This window comes from Exiguobacterium sp. MMG028, assembly GCF_027947425.1.
GTDB classification, from domain to species: domain Bacteria; phylum Bacillota; class Bacilli; order Exiguobacteriales; family Exiguobacteriaceae; genus Exiguobacterium; species Exiguobacterium aestuarii_A.
Genome location: NZ_JAQJIN010000004.1, coordinates 38,609 through 55,701, shown reverse-complemented (window position 1 = coordinate 55,701; position 17,093 = coordinate 38,609). Strand labels below are relative to the sequence as shown.

General features: G+C 48.1%; 17 protein-coding genes. 5 read left to right on the top strand and 12 right to left on the bottom strand.

The window, feature by feature from the left end; genetic code table 11:
• Positions 1–4 precede the first annotated feature (4 nt).
• The gene (gene map / locus PJK55_RS12540; RefSeq protein WP_271306016.1) at positions 5–754 is read left to right on the top strand and encodes a type I methionyl aminopeptidase; all 750 of its coding nucleotides are present in this window, start codon (positions 5–7) and stop codon (positions 752–754) included.
• Positions 755–787: 33 nt separating this feature from the next.
• On the opposite strand, the gene menC is transcribed toward map, so the two are convergent.
• The 6 genes from menC to PJK55_RS12510 are packed head-to-tail and all read right to left on the bottom strand — an operon-like array spanning position 788 to position 7,897.
• Positions 788–1,858 carry an o-succinylbenzoate synthase gene (menC, locus tag PJK55_RS12535; RefSeq protein ID WP_271306015.1) on the bottom strand — a complete coding sequence of 357 codons (1,071 nt, stop codon included), beginning with the start codon at positions 1,856–1,858 and terminating at the stop codon, positions 788–790.
• Positions 1,855–3,213 (bottom strand): o-succinylbenzoate--CoA ligase, encoded by a 1,359-nt coding sequence (menE, locus tag PJK55_RS12530; RefSeq protein WP_271306014.1) that lies wholly within the window; start codon positions 3,211–3,213, stop codon positions 1,855–1,857. The genes menC and menE overlap by 4 nt, the downstream gene beginning before the upstream one ends.
• 51 nt (positions 3,214–3,264) lie before the next feature.
• On the bottom strand, positions 3,265–4,089 hold the full coding sequence (gene menB / locus PJK55_RS12525; RefSeq protein WP_214696369.1) for a 1,4-dihydroxy-2-naphthoyl-CoA synthase: 825 nt from the start codon (positions 4,087–4,089) through the stop codon (positions 3,265–3,267).
• 1 nt (position 4,090) lies between these two features.
• Positions 4,091–4,870: an alpha/beta fold hydrolase gene (locus tag PJK55_RS12520; protein ID WP_271306013.1), complete on the bottom strand. Its 780-nt coding sequence runs from the start codon at positions 4,868–4,870 to the stop codon at positions 4,091–4,093.
• The gene (gene menD / locus PJK55_RS12515; RefSeq protein WP_271306012.1) at positions 4,867–6,516 is read right to left on the bottom strand and encodes a 2-succinyl-5-enolpyruvyl-6-hydroxy-3-cyclohexene-1-carboxylic-acid synthase; all 1,650 of its coding nucleotides are present in this window, start codon (positions 6,514–6,516) and stop codon (positions 4,867–4,869) included. The genes PJK55_RS12520 and menD overlap by 4 nt, the downstream gene beginning before the upstream one ends.
• 13 nt (positions 6,517–6,529) lie before the next feature.
• Positions 6,530–7,897, bottom strand: coding sequence for an isochorismate synthase (locus PJK55_RS12510; RefSeq protein WP_271306011.1), 1,368 nt, complete (start codon positions 7,895–7,897; stop codon positions 6,530–6,532).
• A 168-nt stretch (positions 7,898–8,065) separates the two neighbouring features.
• On the opposite strand from PJK55_RS12510, the gene PJK55_RS12505 reads away from it, so the two are divergent.
• Entirely contained in the window at positions 8,066–8,965 is a 900-nt protein-coding gene (locus PJK55_RS12505; protein ID WP_214785683.1) for a 1,4-dihydroxy-2-naphthoate polyprenyltransferase, read from the top strand.
• 37 nt (positions 8,966–9,002) lie between these two features.
• A complete protein-coding gene (locus PJK55_RS12500; protein WP_074033130.1) occupies positions 9,003–9,536 on the top strand; it encodes a beta-class carbonic anhydrase in 534 nt (177 codons plus the stop codon).
• A 38-nt stretch (positions 9,537–9,574) separates the two neighbouring features.
• Here the strand turns inward: PJK55_RS12500 and PJK55_RS12495 are convergent, their stop codons facing one another.
• From PJK55_RS12495 to PJK55_RS12480, 4 genes are all read right to left on the bottom strand, one after another.
• On the bottom strand, positions 9,575–10,528 hold the full coding sequence (locus tag PJK55_RS12495) for a YihY/virulence factor BrkB family protein (RefSeq protein WP_214822190.1): 954 nt from the start codon (positions 10,526–10,528) through the stop codon (positions 9,575–9,577).
• A 65-nt stretch (positions 10,529–10,593) separates the two neighbouring features.
• Positions 10,594–11,031: an NUDIX domain-containing protein gene (locus tag PJK55_RS12490; RefSeq protein ID WP_271306010.1), complete on the bottom strand. Its 438-nt coding sequence runs from the start codon at positions 11,029–11,031 to the stop codon at positions 10,594–10,596.
• 67 nt (positions 11,032–11,098) lie between these two features.
• Positions 11,099–12,025: a carbohydrate kinase family protein gene (locus tag PJK55_RS12485; RefSeq protein ID WP_074033083.1), complete on the bottom strand. Its 927-nt coding sequence runs from the start codon at positions 12,023–12,025 to the stop codon at positions 11,099–11,101.
• A 117-nt stretch (positions 12,026–12,142) separates the two neighbouring features.
• Positions 12,143–14,050, bottom strand: coding sequence for a heavy metal translocating P-type ATPase (locus PJK55_RS12480; RefSeq protein WP_271306009.1), 1,908 nt, complete (start codon positions 14,048–14,050; stop codon positions 12,143–12,145).
• Between the two features lie 199 nt (positions 14,051–14,249).
• Between PJK55_RS12480 and PJK55_RS12475 the strand changes: the two genes are divergently transcribed.
• Positions 14,250–15,194: a DMT family transporter gene (locus PJK55_RS12475; RefSeq protein ID WP_271306008.1), complete on the top strand. Its 945-nt coding sequence runs from the start codon at positions 14,250–14,252 to the stop codon at positions 15,192–15,194.
• Positions 15,195–15,327: 133 nt separating this feature from the next.
• Entirely contained in the window at positions 15,328–15,630 is a 303-nt protein-coding gene (locus PJK55_RS12470) for a hypothetical protein (RefSeq protein ID WP_214696351.1), read from the top strand.
• 35 nt (positions 15,631–15,665) lie between these two features.
• Here the strand turns inward: PJK55_RS12470 and PJK55_RS12465 are convergent, their stop codons facing one another.
• Together PJK55_RS12465 and PJK55_RS12460 are read right to left on the bottom strand one after the other, a co-directional pair.
• Positions 15,666–16,808 (bottom strand): MFS transporter, encoded by a 1,143-nt coding sequence (locus tag PJK55_RS12465; protein ID WP_271306007.1) that lies wholly within the window; start codon positions 16,806–16,808, stop codon positions 15,666–15,668.
• 42 nt (positions 16,809–16,850) lie between these two features.
• Positions 16,851–17,045: a hypothetical protein gene (locus PJK55_RS12460; protein WP_214785678.1), complete on the bottom strand. Its 195-nt coding sequence runs from the start codon at positions 17,043–17,045 to the stop codon at positions 16,851–16,853.
• Positions 17,046–17,093 lie beyond the last annotated feature (48 nt).

Sequence of the window (17,093 nt, the reverse complement as noted above, 5' to 3'; positions counted from 1 at the left end):
TATGATGTTAGATTATGATTACGATGCGTTACGCGAAATCGGTCGAATCGTCGCACTTGCACGAGATGAGATGGCGAAAGTCGTCAAACCGGGCATGACGACAAAAGAATTGGATGCGATTGGGCAACGTGTTTTAGAAGAAGAGGGTGCGGCTTCTGCACCGATTACGATGTATGAGTTTCCAGGGTACACGTGTATCTCACTCAATGACGTCGCCGCCCACGGGATTCCTGGGGAAGAGGTCATTCAAGAAGGTGATATCGTCAACGTTGACGTCTCGGCTGTGAAGGATGGCTATTATGCGGATACAGGTCGTACGGTCATTGCAGGCGCAGCAAAATCACCTCAGCACGAACGTTTGGTCGAAGTGTCGTTGACGTCGCTTGAAGCGGGTCTTAGCAAAGTCAAAGCGGGCGTGAAAGTCAACCAGATTGGGAAAGCCATTTATTCGGACGCGAGAAAGAATGGATTCACGGTCATCCGTAACTTGGCCGGACACGGACTCGGTCGGACGTTACACGGGGAGCCGGAGACGATTTCGAACTACTACAGCCGCGAAGAGAATCAGCTCTTAAAAGCTGGGCAAGTGATTGCGGTCGAAACATTCATCTCGACGAAAGACGAAATCGTCTATCAGTCGGAAGAAGACGGATGGACACTCTTCACACCGAACAAGAGCCTCGTCTCACAGTTCGAGCATACGGTCATCGTCACCGAAGATGGATATGAAGTGTTAACGGGGTCATTCCGTTAAAAAAAGGTGTGGTTCTCGTGAACCGCACCTTCTTTATGTTTGCAAGAAAATCACTTCTTCGCGTAGCTGTTCAATCACATCCCAGTCGGGTTGTACCGAATCCGGAAGCGTCAACTTCCCATTCTCGACCTCGAGCGGTGTATCGAGCAAATCCTGTTCGAAGTAAGCGCTCGTCCCAGACATATCCGCCGGAAAGCTCGCGCCGCTGAGCGAAGCGAATAAAAGCGTGTGATACCTTCCGATTCCGGATTCATACATCCCACCGACCCAGTACGGTGTTCCGTGTTTCCGAATGTGTAACGCCTCACTGAACCCCCCGACACGTGCAGGCTTAATATTGACGATTTTACCCGCGCCGAGTTGCGTCATCGTCTCCACATCGTCGTAAGACGTAATCGACTCATCGAGGCAGATGGGTGTCTTGAGTTTTTGTTGAAGAGTCGCCGATTTGGCGAACTGGCGGCTCGGATACGGTTGTTCAATCATCAATAACCGATGGGCATCGATTTGTTCGAACCATCCTATCGGTTGATCGGACGCGCTTCCGTTTAAGTCAATCATGAGTGGCGCATCTGGAAAGACAGCTCGGATTTCGCGTAGTGCCGGGAGTAATTCATTAGGGGAGGCTTTTAATTTGATTCGCTCGAAACCATCGGCTAGCGCTGCTTCAATCGAGTTCATCGTCTGATGGAGTAGCCCAATCCCAATCGTTCTACCGCAGGAGACGGTATCTCCGGCCTTCATATACGACTTCAGTGACATGTTCGCGCGTGCTGCTTCAATCTCCCATAATGCACTTTCCCACATCGCTTTCGCCATTCGTTGACCGATAACCGATGAGACGAGGGTCGGAAACACGTCCGTCGTGACCGTCATGCCCTTTAATAGATGAAGAATCAATTTTGATGTATCAATCATGGACTGAGTCGTTTCTTCCGTGTACCAAGGTGTCTCAAAGGCGACACCTTCGCCATATCCGACGACACCATCTACAGTTTCAAGTCGAAGGATGAGTGTTCGTCTCACCGACAAAACGGCGTGCGCCGTTACGATGGGGTGTTTAAATGTCAAAGGGACGATTGAAAGGTCAGCACGTTTGATCATGGCAGTAGCTCCTTTAAGCGATGACGCATTAATTTTCCGTTCGCGTTTCGGGGTAGGTCCTCTACGTGATGAATCGCAAGCGGATGTTTATACTTGGCTAACTGGGAATTGAGGATTGCCTGCATCTCCGTCGGGTCATATGATCCGACGACGAAGGCGAGCGGGACTTCTCCCCAGGTCGGGTGTGCTTGTTTCGTAACCCCAACGTCTCGGACACCGGCACATCGTAACATCGCAGCCTCGATTTCAGCAGGATACACGTTTTCGCCACCAGAAATAATGAGGTCGCTTCGGCGATCGTGTACATATAAATATCCGTCTTTCATCGTTCCGAGATCACCTGTTTTCCAATAACCGTCTGGTGTCCAAGCATCTGATTCAGGTTGTTCGAAGTACCCACTCGTCACGGTTGGTCCTTTTACCTCAATCTCCCCGTCCTGACTGATTCGGATCAAGGTCGGTGCGATGGCTCGACCACTCGAACCGATATGCGAGAGCGCCTCGCTCGGAAGTAATGTGGCAACTTGAGAACACGTTTCGGTCATCCCATATGTTTGAGCGACCGGTAACTGTCGTCGCTCTGCTTCTTCTAGTAACGGGCGAGGGACCGGTCCACCTCCGACGAGCAACGTGCGAAGACAGTGTTTTTCTAGCCCGGCATCAAGCAGTCGCTGTAGCATGATGGAGACGAGTGACAACTGGGTAATGCCTTCAGTTTCAATTAAATGAAGGGTTCGGTCGACATCAAAACGGGGTTCGACATAAAGCGTCGAACCGATGATTGCACTCCGATACACTTGAGAGAGCCCGCTCATATGAAAAAGTGGCGTCACCGTAAGCATGCGGTCAGATGGACGATAGTCTAGATGCGCTTCGGCAGCACGTGCGCTTGCGAGATGATTGCCATACGTCTGTTGTACAGCCTTGGCCCGCCCCGTCGTACCGGACGTAAACATGAGAGACATGGTGTCATTTTCTTTCCACTCATGTGTCACCGTGAAACATGAACGCGCCCGATGTGTCACTAAAAGTTGTGTGACTTGCAAATCGATCTCGTCATCGACGAGAAGCAAATCGACTCTTGCTGTGTTTAACTGAGTGCGCACTTCCTCTTCGGTCAAGCGTGTGTTGATTGGAACGAGTATGTTGCCGAGCAGATGCACCGCATGGATGGCGATGATATAGTCTTTGCTGTTTTTAGCGAATATGCCAATCTTTTCGGCAGTGGGTGCCTGTTCATGGATGTATTGGGCAAGTTGCAGGCTCTCGGTACGTAACGCTTCCCACGTCAGTCTCTCTTCATGTGTCACGAGTGCAATCTGTGATGCCGGATGTTGATCAATCCATTCATACATGTCTGTAACCTCCAAAAAAAGAGTAGCGGAATCGCTACTCTCTCAACAAAATTAAGGGAAACGTGGGAATTGACCGAAGTCAGGGTCACGTTTTTCTTTGAACGCATCGCGTCCTTCTTTCGCTTCATCGGTTGTGTAGTAGAGAAGCGTTGCATCTCCAGCGAGTTGCTGAAGCCCGGCAAGACCGTCTGTGTCCGCGTTCATTGCTGCTTTCAAGAAGCGAAGTGCAGTTGGTGAGTGTTGTAAGATTTCTTGGCACCACTTGACTGTTTCTGCTTCGAGTTGATCGAGAGGGACGACTGTGTTGACGAGTCCCATTTCGAGTGCTTCTTGTGCATCATACTGGCGGCAAAGGTACCAGATTTCACGAGCTTTCTTATGACCGATGATGCGTGCTAAGTAACCAGAGCCGTATCCTGCATCGAACGAACCGACTTTAGGACCTGTTTGTCCGAAGCGAGCGTTGTCCGCTGCAATCGTTAAGTCACATACGACATGAAGGACATGTCCTCCGCCGATTGCGAAACCTGCGACCATGGCAATGACCGGTTTTGGAATGACTCGAATGAGGCGTTGAAGGTCGAGGACGTTCAAGCGTGGGATTTCATCTTCCCCGACGTATCCGCCATGCCCACGAACTTTTTGGTCTCCACCTGAACAGAATGCCTTTTCGCCTTCACCCGTCAAGATGATGACGCCGACTTCTTTATCGTCGCGTGCGCGTGCGAATGCATCGATCAATTCATTGACCGTCAACGGACGGAACGCGTTGCGTACCTCTGGACGGTTGATGGTGATTTTAGCAATCCCATTCCATGTTTCATATTTAATGTCTTCATACGTACGGACCGATGTCCAGTTCGCTACTGATTCCATATTAAATACCCCCTAAAATCAATTTCTTTATTATTGTACCAAACTCTGGTGCATTCTCGATATGAGGAGCATGCCCCGCATCTGAAATTTCGTAGATTTTAATATCAGACCGTTCTTTCTGCATGTCTCGTGCAATCGCTTTGAACTTAGAATCTTCTGCCCCGACAATCAAGTCGATGTGGGGAAGGTGGTGCAATGCGCCCCAAAGCGACGGCATGTGACCTGTACCGATGGCCCGCAAACTGTTCGCAAGAGCAGTCGGATGTTGTGCGAGTCGGTCCTTCCTGAGTGATTGTTTCATCTCTTCAGTTTGTCGCCAAAGCGGAAGGTTCTCCCATCGCTTGACGAATGCGGAGAGTCCTTCGGTTTCGATGAATCGGGCAAGTTCTTCGTCTTGTCGTCGACGAGCTGTCCGCTCTTTAGAAGAGCGCAGACCGGGTGTTGTGCTGATTCCGATGACATGTTCGACGCGTTGATCGCACGCGGCGAGCGTCAATCCGATTCGACCGCCGAGTGAATAACCGACGACTGTCCAAGGGCGATCGTCTAAATCGAGTAGGCGTGATAGGTCCTTCACTTGTTGACTCATTGTCGAACGATTGATGGGAGGGCGTTCCGTTGCGCCATGTTGCAATAATGAAGGTGACACGAGTCGAACCGGTAAGGCAGGGAACGAATCGACCCATTGAGCATTTCCCGTGAACCCGTGTAAGAATAATACCGGTTTTCCTTCCCCTCGAATGCTTACTTCATAGTCGACATCTCTCAAACAAATGGTCATGCCTCGTTCTCCGTGATGAGACGAGCGCAGACAGACTGCGTCCATCCTCGGTGAGTTGTTACATTCTGCTCGCGATCCGATGGGAACTCAATCAAATGAATGCCGTCTTCAATCGCTTCGTGAATCTCCTGTGGTTGCTCAATTAGACGATAGGACAACCCGTAAGTCTCGGCAAACCCACGAATGTTCAAATCAAGCGGTGTCCCAAACAAATCTTCGAAAAGTTGGGTATCGACGGAAGCTTGCGGTAAAAAGGAGAAAATCCCTCCACCATTATTATTCGAAATCACGACTGAAAACTTCCTAGGGTGATGTTTTAACAGTTGTAGGGCATTGCTATCATGATAGAATGCCAAATCACCAATCAGTAGAGCGGCATGAGCCGTGTCATAACAGCTACCGAGTGCACTCGAAAGAACACCGTCAATCCCGTTGGCGCCCCGGTTTGCAAGAACTTGCACGCTCTTTCCGGCGGATAATGTCGTATCGACATCACGAATCGGCATACTGTTACTGACGAAGAGACGTTCGATTGACGTATCGAGTAACCGTTTCGTCAATTCGGCTTCTCCTTGGAGTGAAGGCTTCGCCGTTTCCGTGACATCCTCGAAGAAACGAAGTCGTTCGACGTAACGTGGATCATTCGTTGCTTCAATGAGTGGTAAAAAGTCGAGTGCGTCTCCGAAACAGATGGTCGCACGGCTACTTGGGTCACGATAAGAGCCTGGCTCTTCAATCACAACTAGTTCCGTCGCAGTCATCCACTGATTGAGCCGTTTTGAAACGGGGGCGGCACCGAATCGAATGAACACATCCGGTAACCAGTCGGCTTTATGTTCACTTGCGAGCCACGTGTCGTAGTTCGTCAAGACACCGTCGAAACGACGCATGTCGCTGAGTGGATCGGCGAAAATCGGGATGTGATGCTCGGTCGCTGATTTGTAAATGGCTTTTTGCCATGACATTGGTGTGTAAGGGCCGACGACGAATGCGAGTTGCTTTTGACTCGTACGTTCCAAAAAGATTTCCCGGTCGGTATTTGTCGGGCGAACACTCTGTCTTTCCGGTATAGCAGGTTCACCTCTCAGCATCAGCTTCAATTGTTCAAGATCAGGGAGTAACGGTTCCCGGAATGGGACATTCAAGTGAACGGGGCCCATAGGTGCCTGCATGGCAAGGTTCGTGAATCGGGTGACTGTCTGCTGCATGAACGGCAGCGTTTCTTCTTCAGGTACAGGTAAGTCGAGACTCGTCTTTACTTGTTCACCGTATAATCGGACTTGATTGATCGCCTGTGGCGCTCCGACGTTCCGAAGTTCATGTGGTCGATCGGTCGTCAAGACGATGAGCGGCAATTGCGAAATGAACGCCTCCGTCACTGCGGAGTAGTAATTTGTCGCAGCCGTACCACTCGTGCAGATGAGTGCGACAGGACGTATGGTGTCCGTCGAGCGAGTCAGTCCGAGAGCATAAAATGCAGCGGAGCGCTCGTCGACGATGATGTGATGGCGGATTTGTGGATGCAAATAAGCCGCCATCGCAAGTGGGGTCGAACGAGAACCTGGACTGATGACCACGTCGGTCACACCGGATTCAACAAGTCGATTCACCATGGATGCTACCCAGTCGGTTAACATCTTATTCATGTAGGGTGCCTCCTTAATCGTGCGAATCAAACTGTAAAGCTTGTTTGATTGGACTCATTTTCATTTCGGTTTCTTCAAGTTCTTGCTCGAGAACCGAGTCTTTGACAATCCCGCCTCCTGCGTAAAGTGCGACGAACTGTTGCTGGACAAGTGCCGAGCGGATGGCGACGACGAACTCGCCATCCCCTTCGTTGTCGACCCAGCCAAATGGAGAACCGTACCATCCGCGGTCGAACCGCTCGATTTCACGAAGCAATCGGACCGATGTCCGCTTCGGCGAGCCTCCGAGGGCTGGGGTTGGATGGAGTGCTTCCGCTAACGACAACAAGGAAGCGTTTGTTTCGAGTGTCGCCTGGATCGGAGTGTGCAGGTGGAACACCGATCGATTCGCGAGAATTTGCGGTGTCTCACTTGTATGAATCGGTGCGGTATAAGGTGTCAAAGCTTGCTTAATATCTTTCACGACGATTTGATGTTCTTCACGATTTTTCGCATCATGTAACAATTGTTCCTTTGCGAGGTCGCTTTCAATTTCAGTCTGAGGGCGCTTGATTGTTCCGGCGATGGCAGCTGTATTCAGTCGCATCCCTTCTTTTTGAATCAATCGTTCAGGTGTCGCTCCGAAGAAGCCGATGTCACGTTTAGGTTGATATAAGTAGATATAGCTCGACTCTTGATGTTCCGCCAAATGCTTCAAACTCTTGGCGAATGGAAAGGCGTCGTCAGAACGTTGATAAATTTCTTCTCGCGCGATGACGATTTTTTCGACTCGCTCTTCCTCGATCAACTGCTTGGCTTGCTGAAAACTTGATTTGTAATGTTCCACACCGTCTTTTACTTTCGAATAGGACGGTGTTGACTCTTCGGCCGGGCGAAGTGAGCTGAATTGCGCCAATTGATCGGCTAATTGAATTAAATACTGTTCGACCGATTGTTTCGAAGAGACAAGGGTCGCGACTGTCAATGTGTGTCTGTCTTTATAACGACGGTATAAAAATTTTGGGACAACGAGCGATGCTTCCCCAAAGGCATCCCACATACTCTTTTGTGGACGCATGAACGTATCGAACGAAAAGCCAGCAAACGCATGAACGGTTGCATCGACATCTCGCCGATGAAGACTCCAATCGTACTGGAGTCGCTGAAATCGTTCGGGTCCAGAGGCACTCAAGACGAGCGCATCTCCGCAACCGAGCATTTCAAGCGTACGGTCCGGTGTCATGAAGTAATAGTGGGACGTATCCGTGTTCTGAATGATTTGAAACGCATCGAACGCCGGGATTTCCCATGTGTAGGATGCGAGGACAGGTCGTTGCCAAGCTCGCGCCCGTTTATGGGCTTGCTCGATTCGCTGTTTTATATGTGTTTGAGTATCTGGCATGAAAGAAAAGCCTCCTCAATCCGATAGAATTCTCACTCTTTAGTGTATCATGAGTTCGCAATCGACTTGCCTATGAAATGCTTGAGAAATTGTTAGCAACGTGAGAGAGATGGCTAGCGTTGACAGATTTTTTCATCGAGACGTAAACTAACGAAGGGAGGGAACGAAATGAAACAGAAATCAAAAGGGGCATATTGGCGAATGATTCGCCCACATACCCTGACAGCAAGCTTTATTCCGGTCTTGCTCGGGACGTTCATCGTCCTCGATCAAACCGAACTGAAGTGGGGACTCTTTCTTGCGATGCTGGTCGCGTCAGTCCTCATTCAAATCGCGACGAACTTATTTAACGAGTATTATGACTATAAGCGCGGGTTAGACCATGAAGGATCAATCGGGATTGGTGGATCCATCGTACGTGACGGGTTTACGCCAAATCAAATCCTGTCAATCGCCCTTGGTATGTATGCCGTCTCGGCGATACTCGGACTTTATATCGCAGCGTCAACGAGTTGGCATCTGCTTTGGGTCGGTGCGTTATCCATGCTCGTTGGATACTTGTATACAGGAGGCCCGTTACCGATTGCGTACACGCCGTTTGGTGAGATTGTTGCCGGTCTCTTCATGGGATATGTCATCATTGGAATCGCCGGATATATTCAAATCAATACGGTAACGACGGAGTTGTTGCTTGTGTCGTTCCCGATGGCCTTGTTGATTGGAGCGATCTTACTTGCGAACAATATTCGCGACTTAGATAACGATAAAGAGAACGGGCGAAAAACAATCGCGTGTCTAGTCGGTCATCGACGTGCTGTATATGTGCTCGCGGCATTCTTTATCGCCGCATTAGTCGGCATCATCGTTGCCGTCGTGTATTATGGAGTCACACCATGGGTCTTGCTATCATTATTCACCGTACCGGTCATGGTTAAGGCGATTCAACGCTTTTGGCAAAAAGCCGAACCGGCCGCATTAATGCCTGCGATGGCGATGACGGCGAAGGTGAATACGTTGTTCGGGGCATGGATGGTCGTCGGACTCATTGTTTCGAGATTTGTGATGTAAGAAAAGGGGAGGCGTTAACGTGTCAGTCGTAAAAGAAATGCTTGAATTTAACAAACGTTTCGTAGAGGAAAAACAGTACGAGCCGTTCGTATCTGATAAATTTCCGGATAAGAAAATTGTGATTTTGACGTGTATGGATACACGTCTGACGGAATTGTTACCTCAAGCGCTAGGACTTAAGAACGGAGACGCTAAAATCATCAAAAATGCGGGGGCTGTCTTGTCGCATCCATTTGGTTCAGCCATGCGTTCGATTTTAGTCGCGCTTTATGCGCTAGGCGCGGAGGAAGTTGTCGTAGTCGGTCATTACGATTGTGGAATGGCAGCAATCGAGCCGTCTGTCGTGATTGAAGAGATGGAACGACGAGGAATTGATCCTCAGACATTGAAGACGTTGAAATCGTCAGGAATGGATTTGGAGCAATGGTTACATGGATTTGATTCGGTCGAAGAGAACGTCGTTCATTCAATCAACTTAATCAACAACCATCCACTGTTGCCACCAGGCACGAACGTGCATGGATTCGTGATTGATCCGGCAACAGGACGCCTTGATCCAGTAGAGGCATAAGAAAGGAGCACGTTCAGCTTGAACGTGCTCCTTTTGTATTAGCCATACGTATTCGTTGGGATGTCTTCATAGTCATCCTCTTCTTGTTTTTGTTTCGCTTTCTTTTTGTTCTTCTTGAAATCACGTTCATACTCTTGTTCACTTGGCGTTTTAAAGAAACGCATCCACGTCGCGTTAATTTCAGACCCGATGAGGATAATCATTCCCGTCAGCTGTAACCAAAGCAACGTGACGATGATTCCACCGAGCGATCCATAGGTTGAGTCGTAACTTCCGAAGTTTGAGACGTACAAACTGAACCCAAAAGATACGAGCTGCCAACCGATGACACCGAAGATGGCCCCAGGAATCGTACTTTTCCAGAATACGTGTTGCTGCGGTGAGACTTTATAAAAAATCGAAAGCGTCAAAATCAAGACGACTGTCGTCAAGACGTAGCGGAACACATTGATCATCATCTCTTCTGCCCCGGTAATGTTGACGGGTAGATATTCGGTAACGAACGATATGATTTGCGCTCCGAACACGTTCGAGAGAATGAGAAGCAGCATCCCGATTCCGAGTAAAATTGTCAAACCAAGCGCCAATCCTTTTTTGACGAAGAAATTCCGTTCGTTGTCCTCGCCATACGCGTGTAGGGAAGTCGTGATGAGTCGATCGACCCCTTTTGCGGCAGACCAAATGGCTAAAATCGCACCGAGCGATAAGAGACCGCCTCGGGGCTCGCCGATTGCGTCAAAAATACCCGTCAAAAACCCGGAAGCAGCAGAACCCGGTGCCAAATCGTTCAATTGATTTTGGAATGAATCTTGTGAGACATCAAAAAATGATAAGAGTGCCAAAATGAAGATGATGCCGGGGAAAATCGATAAAAACCAAAAAAATGCGAGTGTGGCCCCGTAGTCTTGTACGTCATGCTCTTTAAAACGACGGAATAACTCTTTTCCAAACCCGAACCAATTCTTTTTTTCCTTTACTTCTGTCATTGCCATCATGAAACCCTCCTGACTCAATCGTTAGAAAAACATTTCCCGAATTCGGTCGAGGATACACATGATTAATCCTCGGCTAACGTCAAATCGTAAAAGCGAGTCTCATTTGAGGCAAGTTTTTCAGCAAGTGATGGCGGGCGGACCGGAAGATGAGGTAACGCCGATCGCTTGATCCACATCGGGGTATACGATCCGTTTGTCTGTTCTTCTTGAAACTCTTCGCCAGTTCCGGTACCGAATTCGCCACCTGTCATCTTTGCCCAATAGTAAGGATTTAGCTCGTTATTGAAGGCGACGTAGGCAGCAACCCCTTCTAACTCGACGTGAACGCCAAGTTCTTCAAACGCTTCACGAATAGCTGTTTCTTCTGTCGTATGTCCGTATTCAACTCCGCCTCCAGGGAATACATAATATAAGACATCCTCTTTTTCGCGACGAATCAAAGCGACTTCGTCTTTGTCATTCATTAGAATGATCGCACTTCTTAATTTCGTTCGAACCACTGAAATCGTTCCTTTCATTCCTATAATTTTGCACAAAACGCATCGACGATTCGCCGATGCGTTCAACTCATTTTTGCGTAGGTTGTTCTAATGAATCATACATGTCTTGCGTCAATCCGTTCTCGTGTGACGCGATGACTTTTCCTGCGACACGCATCCCGAGACGAAGCGCATCTTCGATTGGATGCTGTTTCATCAGTTCTGAGATGACAGCGGAGAAGAATGAGTCACCGGCCCCAGTAGAGTCGGCCACTTTTACTTTCGTTGTCGGGACGTGACCTTGTTCATTCGTACGAAGGTCGACATAAACAGCCCCGAGCTCGCTCATCGTAACGATGGTGAGGGGTGCACCTTTCATGGCGAGTACTTCGGCGACGCGTAGTGCGTCATCCACCGTGACGATTGACATATCGGACAAGATTTCCGCTTCTTCGCGGCTACAGATGAATCCAGTGAAGCCTTGAAGTAAATGGCGGTTCCGTTCAATGACGGAAAGGTGGCCACACACACCGTATAGTGGCAAGTCCATCTCACGGCAAAGTTCAATCGTTTCGTTTAAGACGTTAACAGACAAGTCTAAGTCGATTGCGACCGCATCGCTCTCTTTAAAGACTGTGTCGATTCGACGTAAAATCGCTTCTTCCATCCGTGCTTCGTCAGGTTGTTTCGAAATCGATGTTTGGAGGTCGCCATTGTTATCCATGACGGCGAGCCACATTCCCATTCCGTTATCGTCGAGCATATCGACACCATCGACATTGACCTGTAAACCACGTAACTCCTCGAGGACGCCGACCCCGATTTGGTCGTTCGTGACAGTGGAGACGAAGCGAACGTCATTACCGAGTACACCTAAGTTTTGAGCAACGTTCCGACCTGTTCCGCCATTAGAGAAAGTGATGTCGCCGACATTTTTCGCATCTTTATGAAGCGGTGCGAAAGATGTTCCTTTAATATCGACAAACACTTTGCCGATGACTGCAATCGTATTCATATCATGTACCACCTTTAGCCAATCTTTCGATCTGTTTCAGTCTATTTAGACACATTGTTTCAATTATAACGAAATCGACATATCGTTTCAATCATCGATTCGATTTTGTCGAATCGGTTACTCCCATGAAGAGGTGAGAAGACGAAGTCCATTCAAGATGACCAGAATAGTAGAACCCTCGTGTCCGACGACCGCGAATGGCATGATGAGCAGTTCGAAAATGTTTGTGGCAATAAGGACGAGAATGACACCGAGCGCAAAGACGACGTTTTGTAGGACGATTCGGTTCAGCTTGCGTGATTGGCGAATGGCGTCGCTCAAACGCATGAGGTCGTTTTTCATCAAGACGACATCGGCTGTTTCAAGAGCAGCATCGGTTCCTTCACCCATCGCGATTCCGACATCAGCGGTCGCAAGGGCAGGTGCGTCATTGATGCCGTCGCCTATCATTCCAATTGAACCGTACTCTTCACGTAACGCTTTGATTTGTGAAACTTTTTCTTCTGGTAAACATTCGGCAATATAACGTGTCAATCCAGCTTCATTTGCGATGGCACGTGCAGTCGCTTCATTATCTCCCGTAATCATGATCGTCGCGATTCCGAGGTCATTCAGACGCTTGATTGCTACTTTAGCCTCGGACCGCAATGTGTCTCGGAGGGCATAGGCGCCGATTGTACGAGAGTCATCACTAATAAACACGAGTGTGTGACCGGCTTCTTTCAGCCGTTCCACATCTTCTTTGAAGAAGTCACCACTTCGGTCAGCGAACTTCTGTTTACCGACGCGATATGTCGTCCCATCAATTGTTGCCTCGATCCCGGAACCGGTGATGTCTTTAAAGTGCGTCATCTCCCCGGTATGTTTTCCGGTATAAGAGACAAGTGCCTCTGCGAGCGGATGCATCGAATGCTCTTCAATCAAACTGACGATTCGGTTGACCTCGATTTCTTGTAAATCAGGTGAGATAAGCGCTTCTTGGACGACTGGCTTTCCGATTGTGAGGGTGCCTGTTTTATCAAAAGCGATGGCTTTCAAGCGCCCCATGTTCTCGATGTGCGCACCACCTTTGAACAGAATCCCGTGTTTTGCGGATGAGGCGATGGCTGCTAGGGCAGCAGGCGTGATGGCGGCAACAAGGGCACAAGGGGAAGCGACGACAAGTAGGATCATTCCGCGATAGATGCTCGTTTCAAGAGACCAGGATGTGAGAAACGGCCCAAGAAGAATGATGGCTGCAACAGATATAAGAACAATCTGAACGTATCTTCCTTCGTAACGATCGATAAACTGCGCGGAAGGTGACTTTTCTTCCTGTGCTTGCTGGACCATTTGAATGATTTTTTGGAACAGCGTCTCGGTCGCGAGTTTTGTGACTTCAATCGTTAAGACACCGTTTAAGTTGACGCTTGAGCCGAATACATCATCTCCGATTTGTCGGTCAACCGGGACAGACTCTCCTGTGATGGCGGCTTCTTCGACAGATGCGCTTCCTTTCATGATTCGCCCGTCAACAGGGATGCGTTCGCCTGGACGGACATAAATCTGGTCTCCAACTTTCAAATCATCAATATGGACAACTTCAAGTGCGTCAGAATCGGTTAAACGAGTTGCTTGTTCAGGTTGTAATTCCATCAACGATTCAAGTGCGCGTTCATTTTTATTCATCGTGTATGTTTCGAGGGCGCCGGATAAGGCGAAGATGAAAATCAAGATTGCGCCTTCCATCCAATAGCCGATTGATGCGGCGCCGATGGCAGCGATAATCATGAGTAGTTCCACGTTCAAAGACTTTGTTTCAATCGTGTCCGTGATTCCCTCTTTCGCTTTTGCATATCCTCCGATGAAAAAGGCAGATAAGTATAGCGTTACATGAATCCAAGGAGCTCCTTCTTGTGTTTCGGCGATATAAGCGAGTACAATCAATACACCGCTAATGAGCGCCATAATCAATTCGATATGTTCGTACCAGCTAGCCCGTTTGAAAACGTGGCTTTTTTCGTGTGTAACCGATTGGACGTTCATAGAATCCCTTCTTTCTAATTGAGAATAAATCTCGATTAAATGATAATGATTGATGATGATTATCATCTTCAATTGGCTTAAAATAAGGTTTTAATCTACGTTTGATTCAATATCTTTATTTATAATAATTATTATCTAGGTTTATTTTAACACGCTCATCAGTGACTCACAAATAAAAAGATTAAGGAGTTTTTGTGTCATGCAAAATATATTTCAACGCCCATGGACAGTGGCGTTTTTGGCGATTTTTAATACGTTGTTATGGGGGAGTGCGTTCCCGTTCATCAAACTGAGTTATGAGAAGCTAGACATTCAGTCGAACGAATATGGTCAGCAGTTACTGTTCGCAGGCGAACGCTTCTTACTCGCCGGGGTTCTTCTGCTCATCATCAGTCAGACGGTATTGAAACGTTCGATTCGATTGACGCCTAAGAAGTTTAAAGCGTATGCGCATCTCGGTTCTTTTTTAACGTTTCTTCAATATTTGTTCTTTTATATCGGACTCTCAATTTCGACTGGCGTACAAGGGTCGATCATTGCCGGGTCGACATCGTTCTTCCAAATGGCGCTCGCTCATATCCGCTATGACGATGACAAATTGAATCGTTTGAAAGGACTTGCTTTGACGTTTGGCTTTTCTGGAATCGTGATCGCGAACTGGCCAGCGACTGGTACGGAGGTCGGTTTTGGGTTGGGTGAGATCTTACTGATTTTAGCGATGGTAAGTGGTGCGTTTGGGAATTTGATTGCGAAGGACTATTCGAAAGAATATGATGTTGCCCCGATGACGGCTTGGGCGATGGTGACTGGTTCGGTTGGATTGCTCATCATCGGATACCTGTTGGACCCGAGCGGAATCTCAATGCCGTATACCGGCCAAACGATTGCGTTCCTCTTCTATTTAGCGATGTTGTCAGCGATTGGATTTACACTCTGGAATACGTTGATGAAACATAATCCAGTCAGTCGTATTTCACTCTATATCTTCTTGGTTCCCTTATTTGGTGTCATGTTGTCAGGTATTTTACTCGGGGAGACCATACCGTGGAACGCGATTGTCGGACTCATTTTCGTTATCGTAGGGATTTATTTGTCTACTTATTTTCAAGGGAAGCGTGTGAAAAAACGAAGCGTGAGTCATTGAAAAAAGAGACGGAGTTGACGGAATTAAAATCCCATGACAAAATAAATTAAAAATTCTGAATTTTAAGCTCGGAAATCGGTCTTCGTTTGTAAAGACTTGCGTACGCAATCATTCAAAGGAAGGAGGAAAAACAATGACTAGAAATCGAATCGTCCGTAATATCCTCATCTCGCGTCAACCGAAAGATGAGTACGTCAAGTACGTGATGAAGTGCGTGAGTCAGAGTTTAAAAGAACGTCACGGTCCGGTGGCGACCCGCGCGACGAGACAAGGGGATGACATTCAGACGAGATGGCAGTTCGAAGACCGTGTCGTAGAGGTGACGTTGAAATCGGAAGTCCTCGCCTCGCTGGACACGGAGCCGTTCGCATTAGATGAAGTGTTCATCCAGGCGTTGCAGTTAAACGATGAAGAGATGGATCGAGTTGTAGAATGAAAGAGGCAGATGGTTCATGGGAACCATCTGCCTCTTTATATATTGATCGGTTTTGACTTAGAGGTGAAGAGTCGCAATGCGAGAATGCCTAAAATCAGCGTATACATGAAGAAGTAAACCTCTTTCGGAAGCGATAACCAATAGGCGCCAATCATCGGTCCTGAAATCGAGCCGATACTGAATGAGATGCTATACAGCATATTACCAGTCGGGAGGAGGGAGCGAGGGAGCACCTCTGTCATGTGTGCTAGACCAAGTGAATACGTCGACCCTAACCCTGCGCCGGCAAGAGCGAACAGCACGAGTAGACCGACATAGTGATCGACAACAACATTCGCTAAAGCGAAGACGAGTGTACCGAACGCCAGAACGATTTGCAAAATTCGTTTCTTCCCATACAAGTCAGCGAGTCGACCGAGAGGGAGTTGGACGACGATCGACATGACGATGAACGTCGTAATCAGTGTACTCGTCTCTGTCAGGCTCATCCCGTTACGCGACGTAAAGATTGGGAAGTTGGCATTCAAGCTCGCTTCCAGGAATCCGTATGTAAACGCAGGGAGAAGCGTGTATCCCGCACCGACTAGAATCAACCGGATGCGTCCCTTCGAATCCGTCTTCACTTTCTCGATTTCAGGGAACTCATTCTCGACTTTAAAGACGAGCATCAATGAGGCAAGACAGCAAAAGACGATGATCAAAAACGGTAACCAAAACCATAGATCGACAAGTGGTGCAAGTAAAGGTCCGACGGCGAAACCAAGACTGAACGACATCCCATAATACGCCATCGCGCGACCGAGACTACGCTTATCCGTAGAAGATGTCACCCACACTTGTGAACCGTAGTGGAGGGCAGAGTCACCAAACCCGATAAAGAACCGCATCATCGCCCACACGAGTAAAGACGGCCAGATGGGCAAAGCGAAAGTCGCGAATGCGGTTAACGCAATTCCGAGGACGATGGTCGGACGGAATCCGTATTTTCGGACGAAGCGCTCAAGGAGCGGTGCAGAAACGATTACCCCGACATAGAGCATCGTTGCATTCAATCCGTTCACCCAAGCAGGTGCTCCGTCACGTTCAATCAACGTGGACAGAAGGGGAATGAGCGCACCTTGAATCAAGCCGGATATAAAGACAATCAATAGTAAAATCATAAAACGAAAGCGGAGCATGGATTCACCTCATGAAGTCAAAGTAAAAAGCCGAGAAGGTTCTCAGCTTTTCGTGTCGTCAATCGGTTGTGGAGAGTGATTCAAGTGAAGCAATTCATCATCCCAACTGCCTTGACTAAACATTTCATCATGCTCTACTTTGTCTGAAACGAATGCGGCTGTCAATAAGATGCTAAGCACACCACCGAAAATAATAATGGCCATTACAGTGATCATGAATACATAAATCGCTGTCATCTATACACACCTCGATTCAGTTAATATACAGAACATTTCCCGAATTGA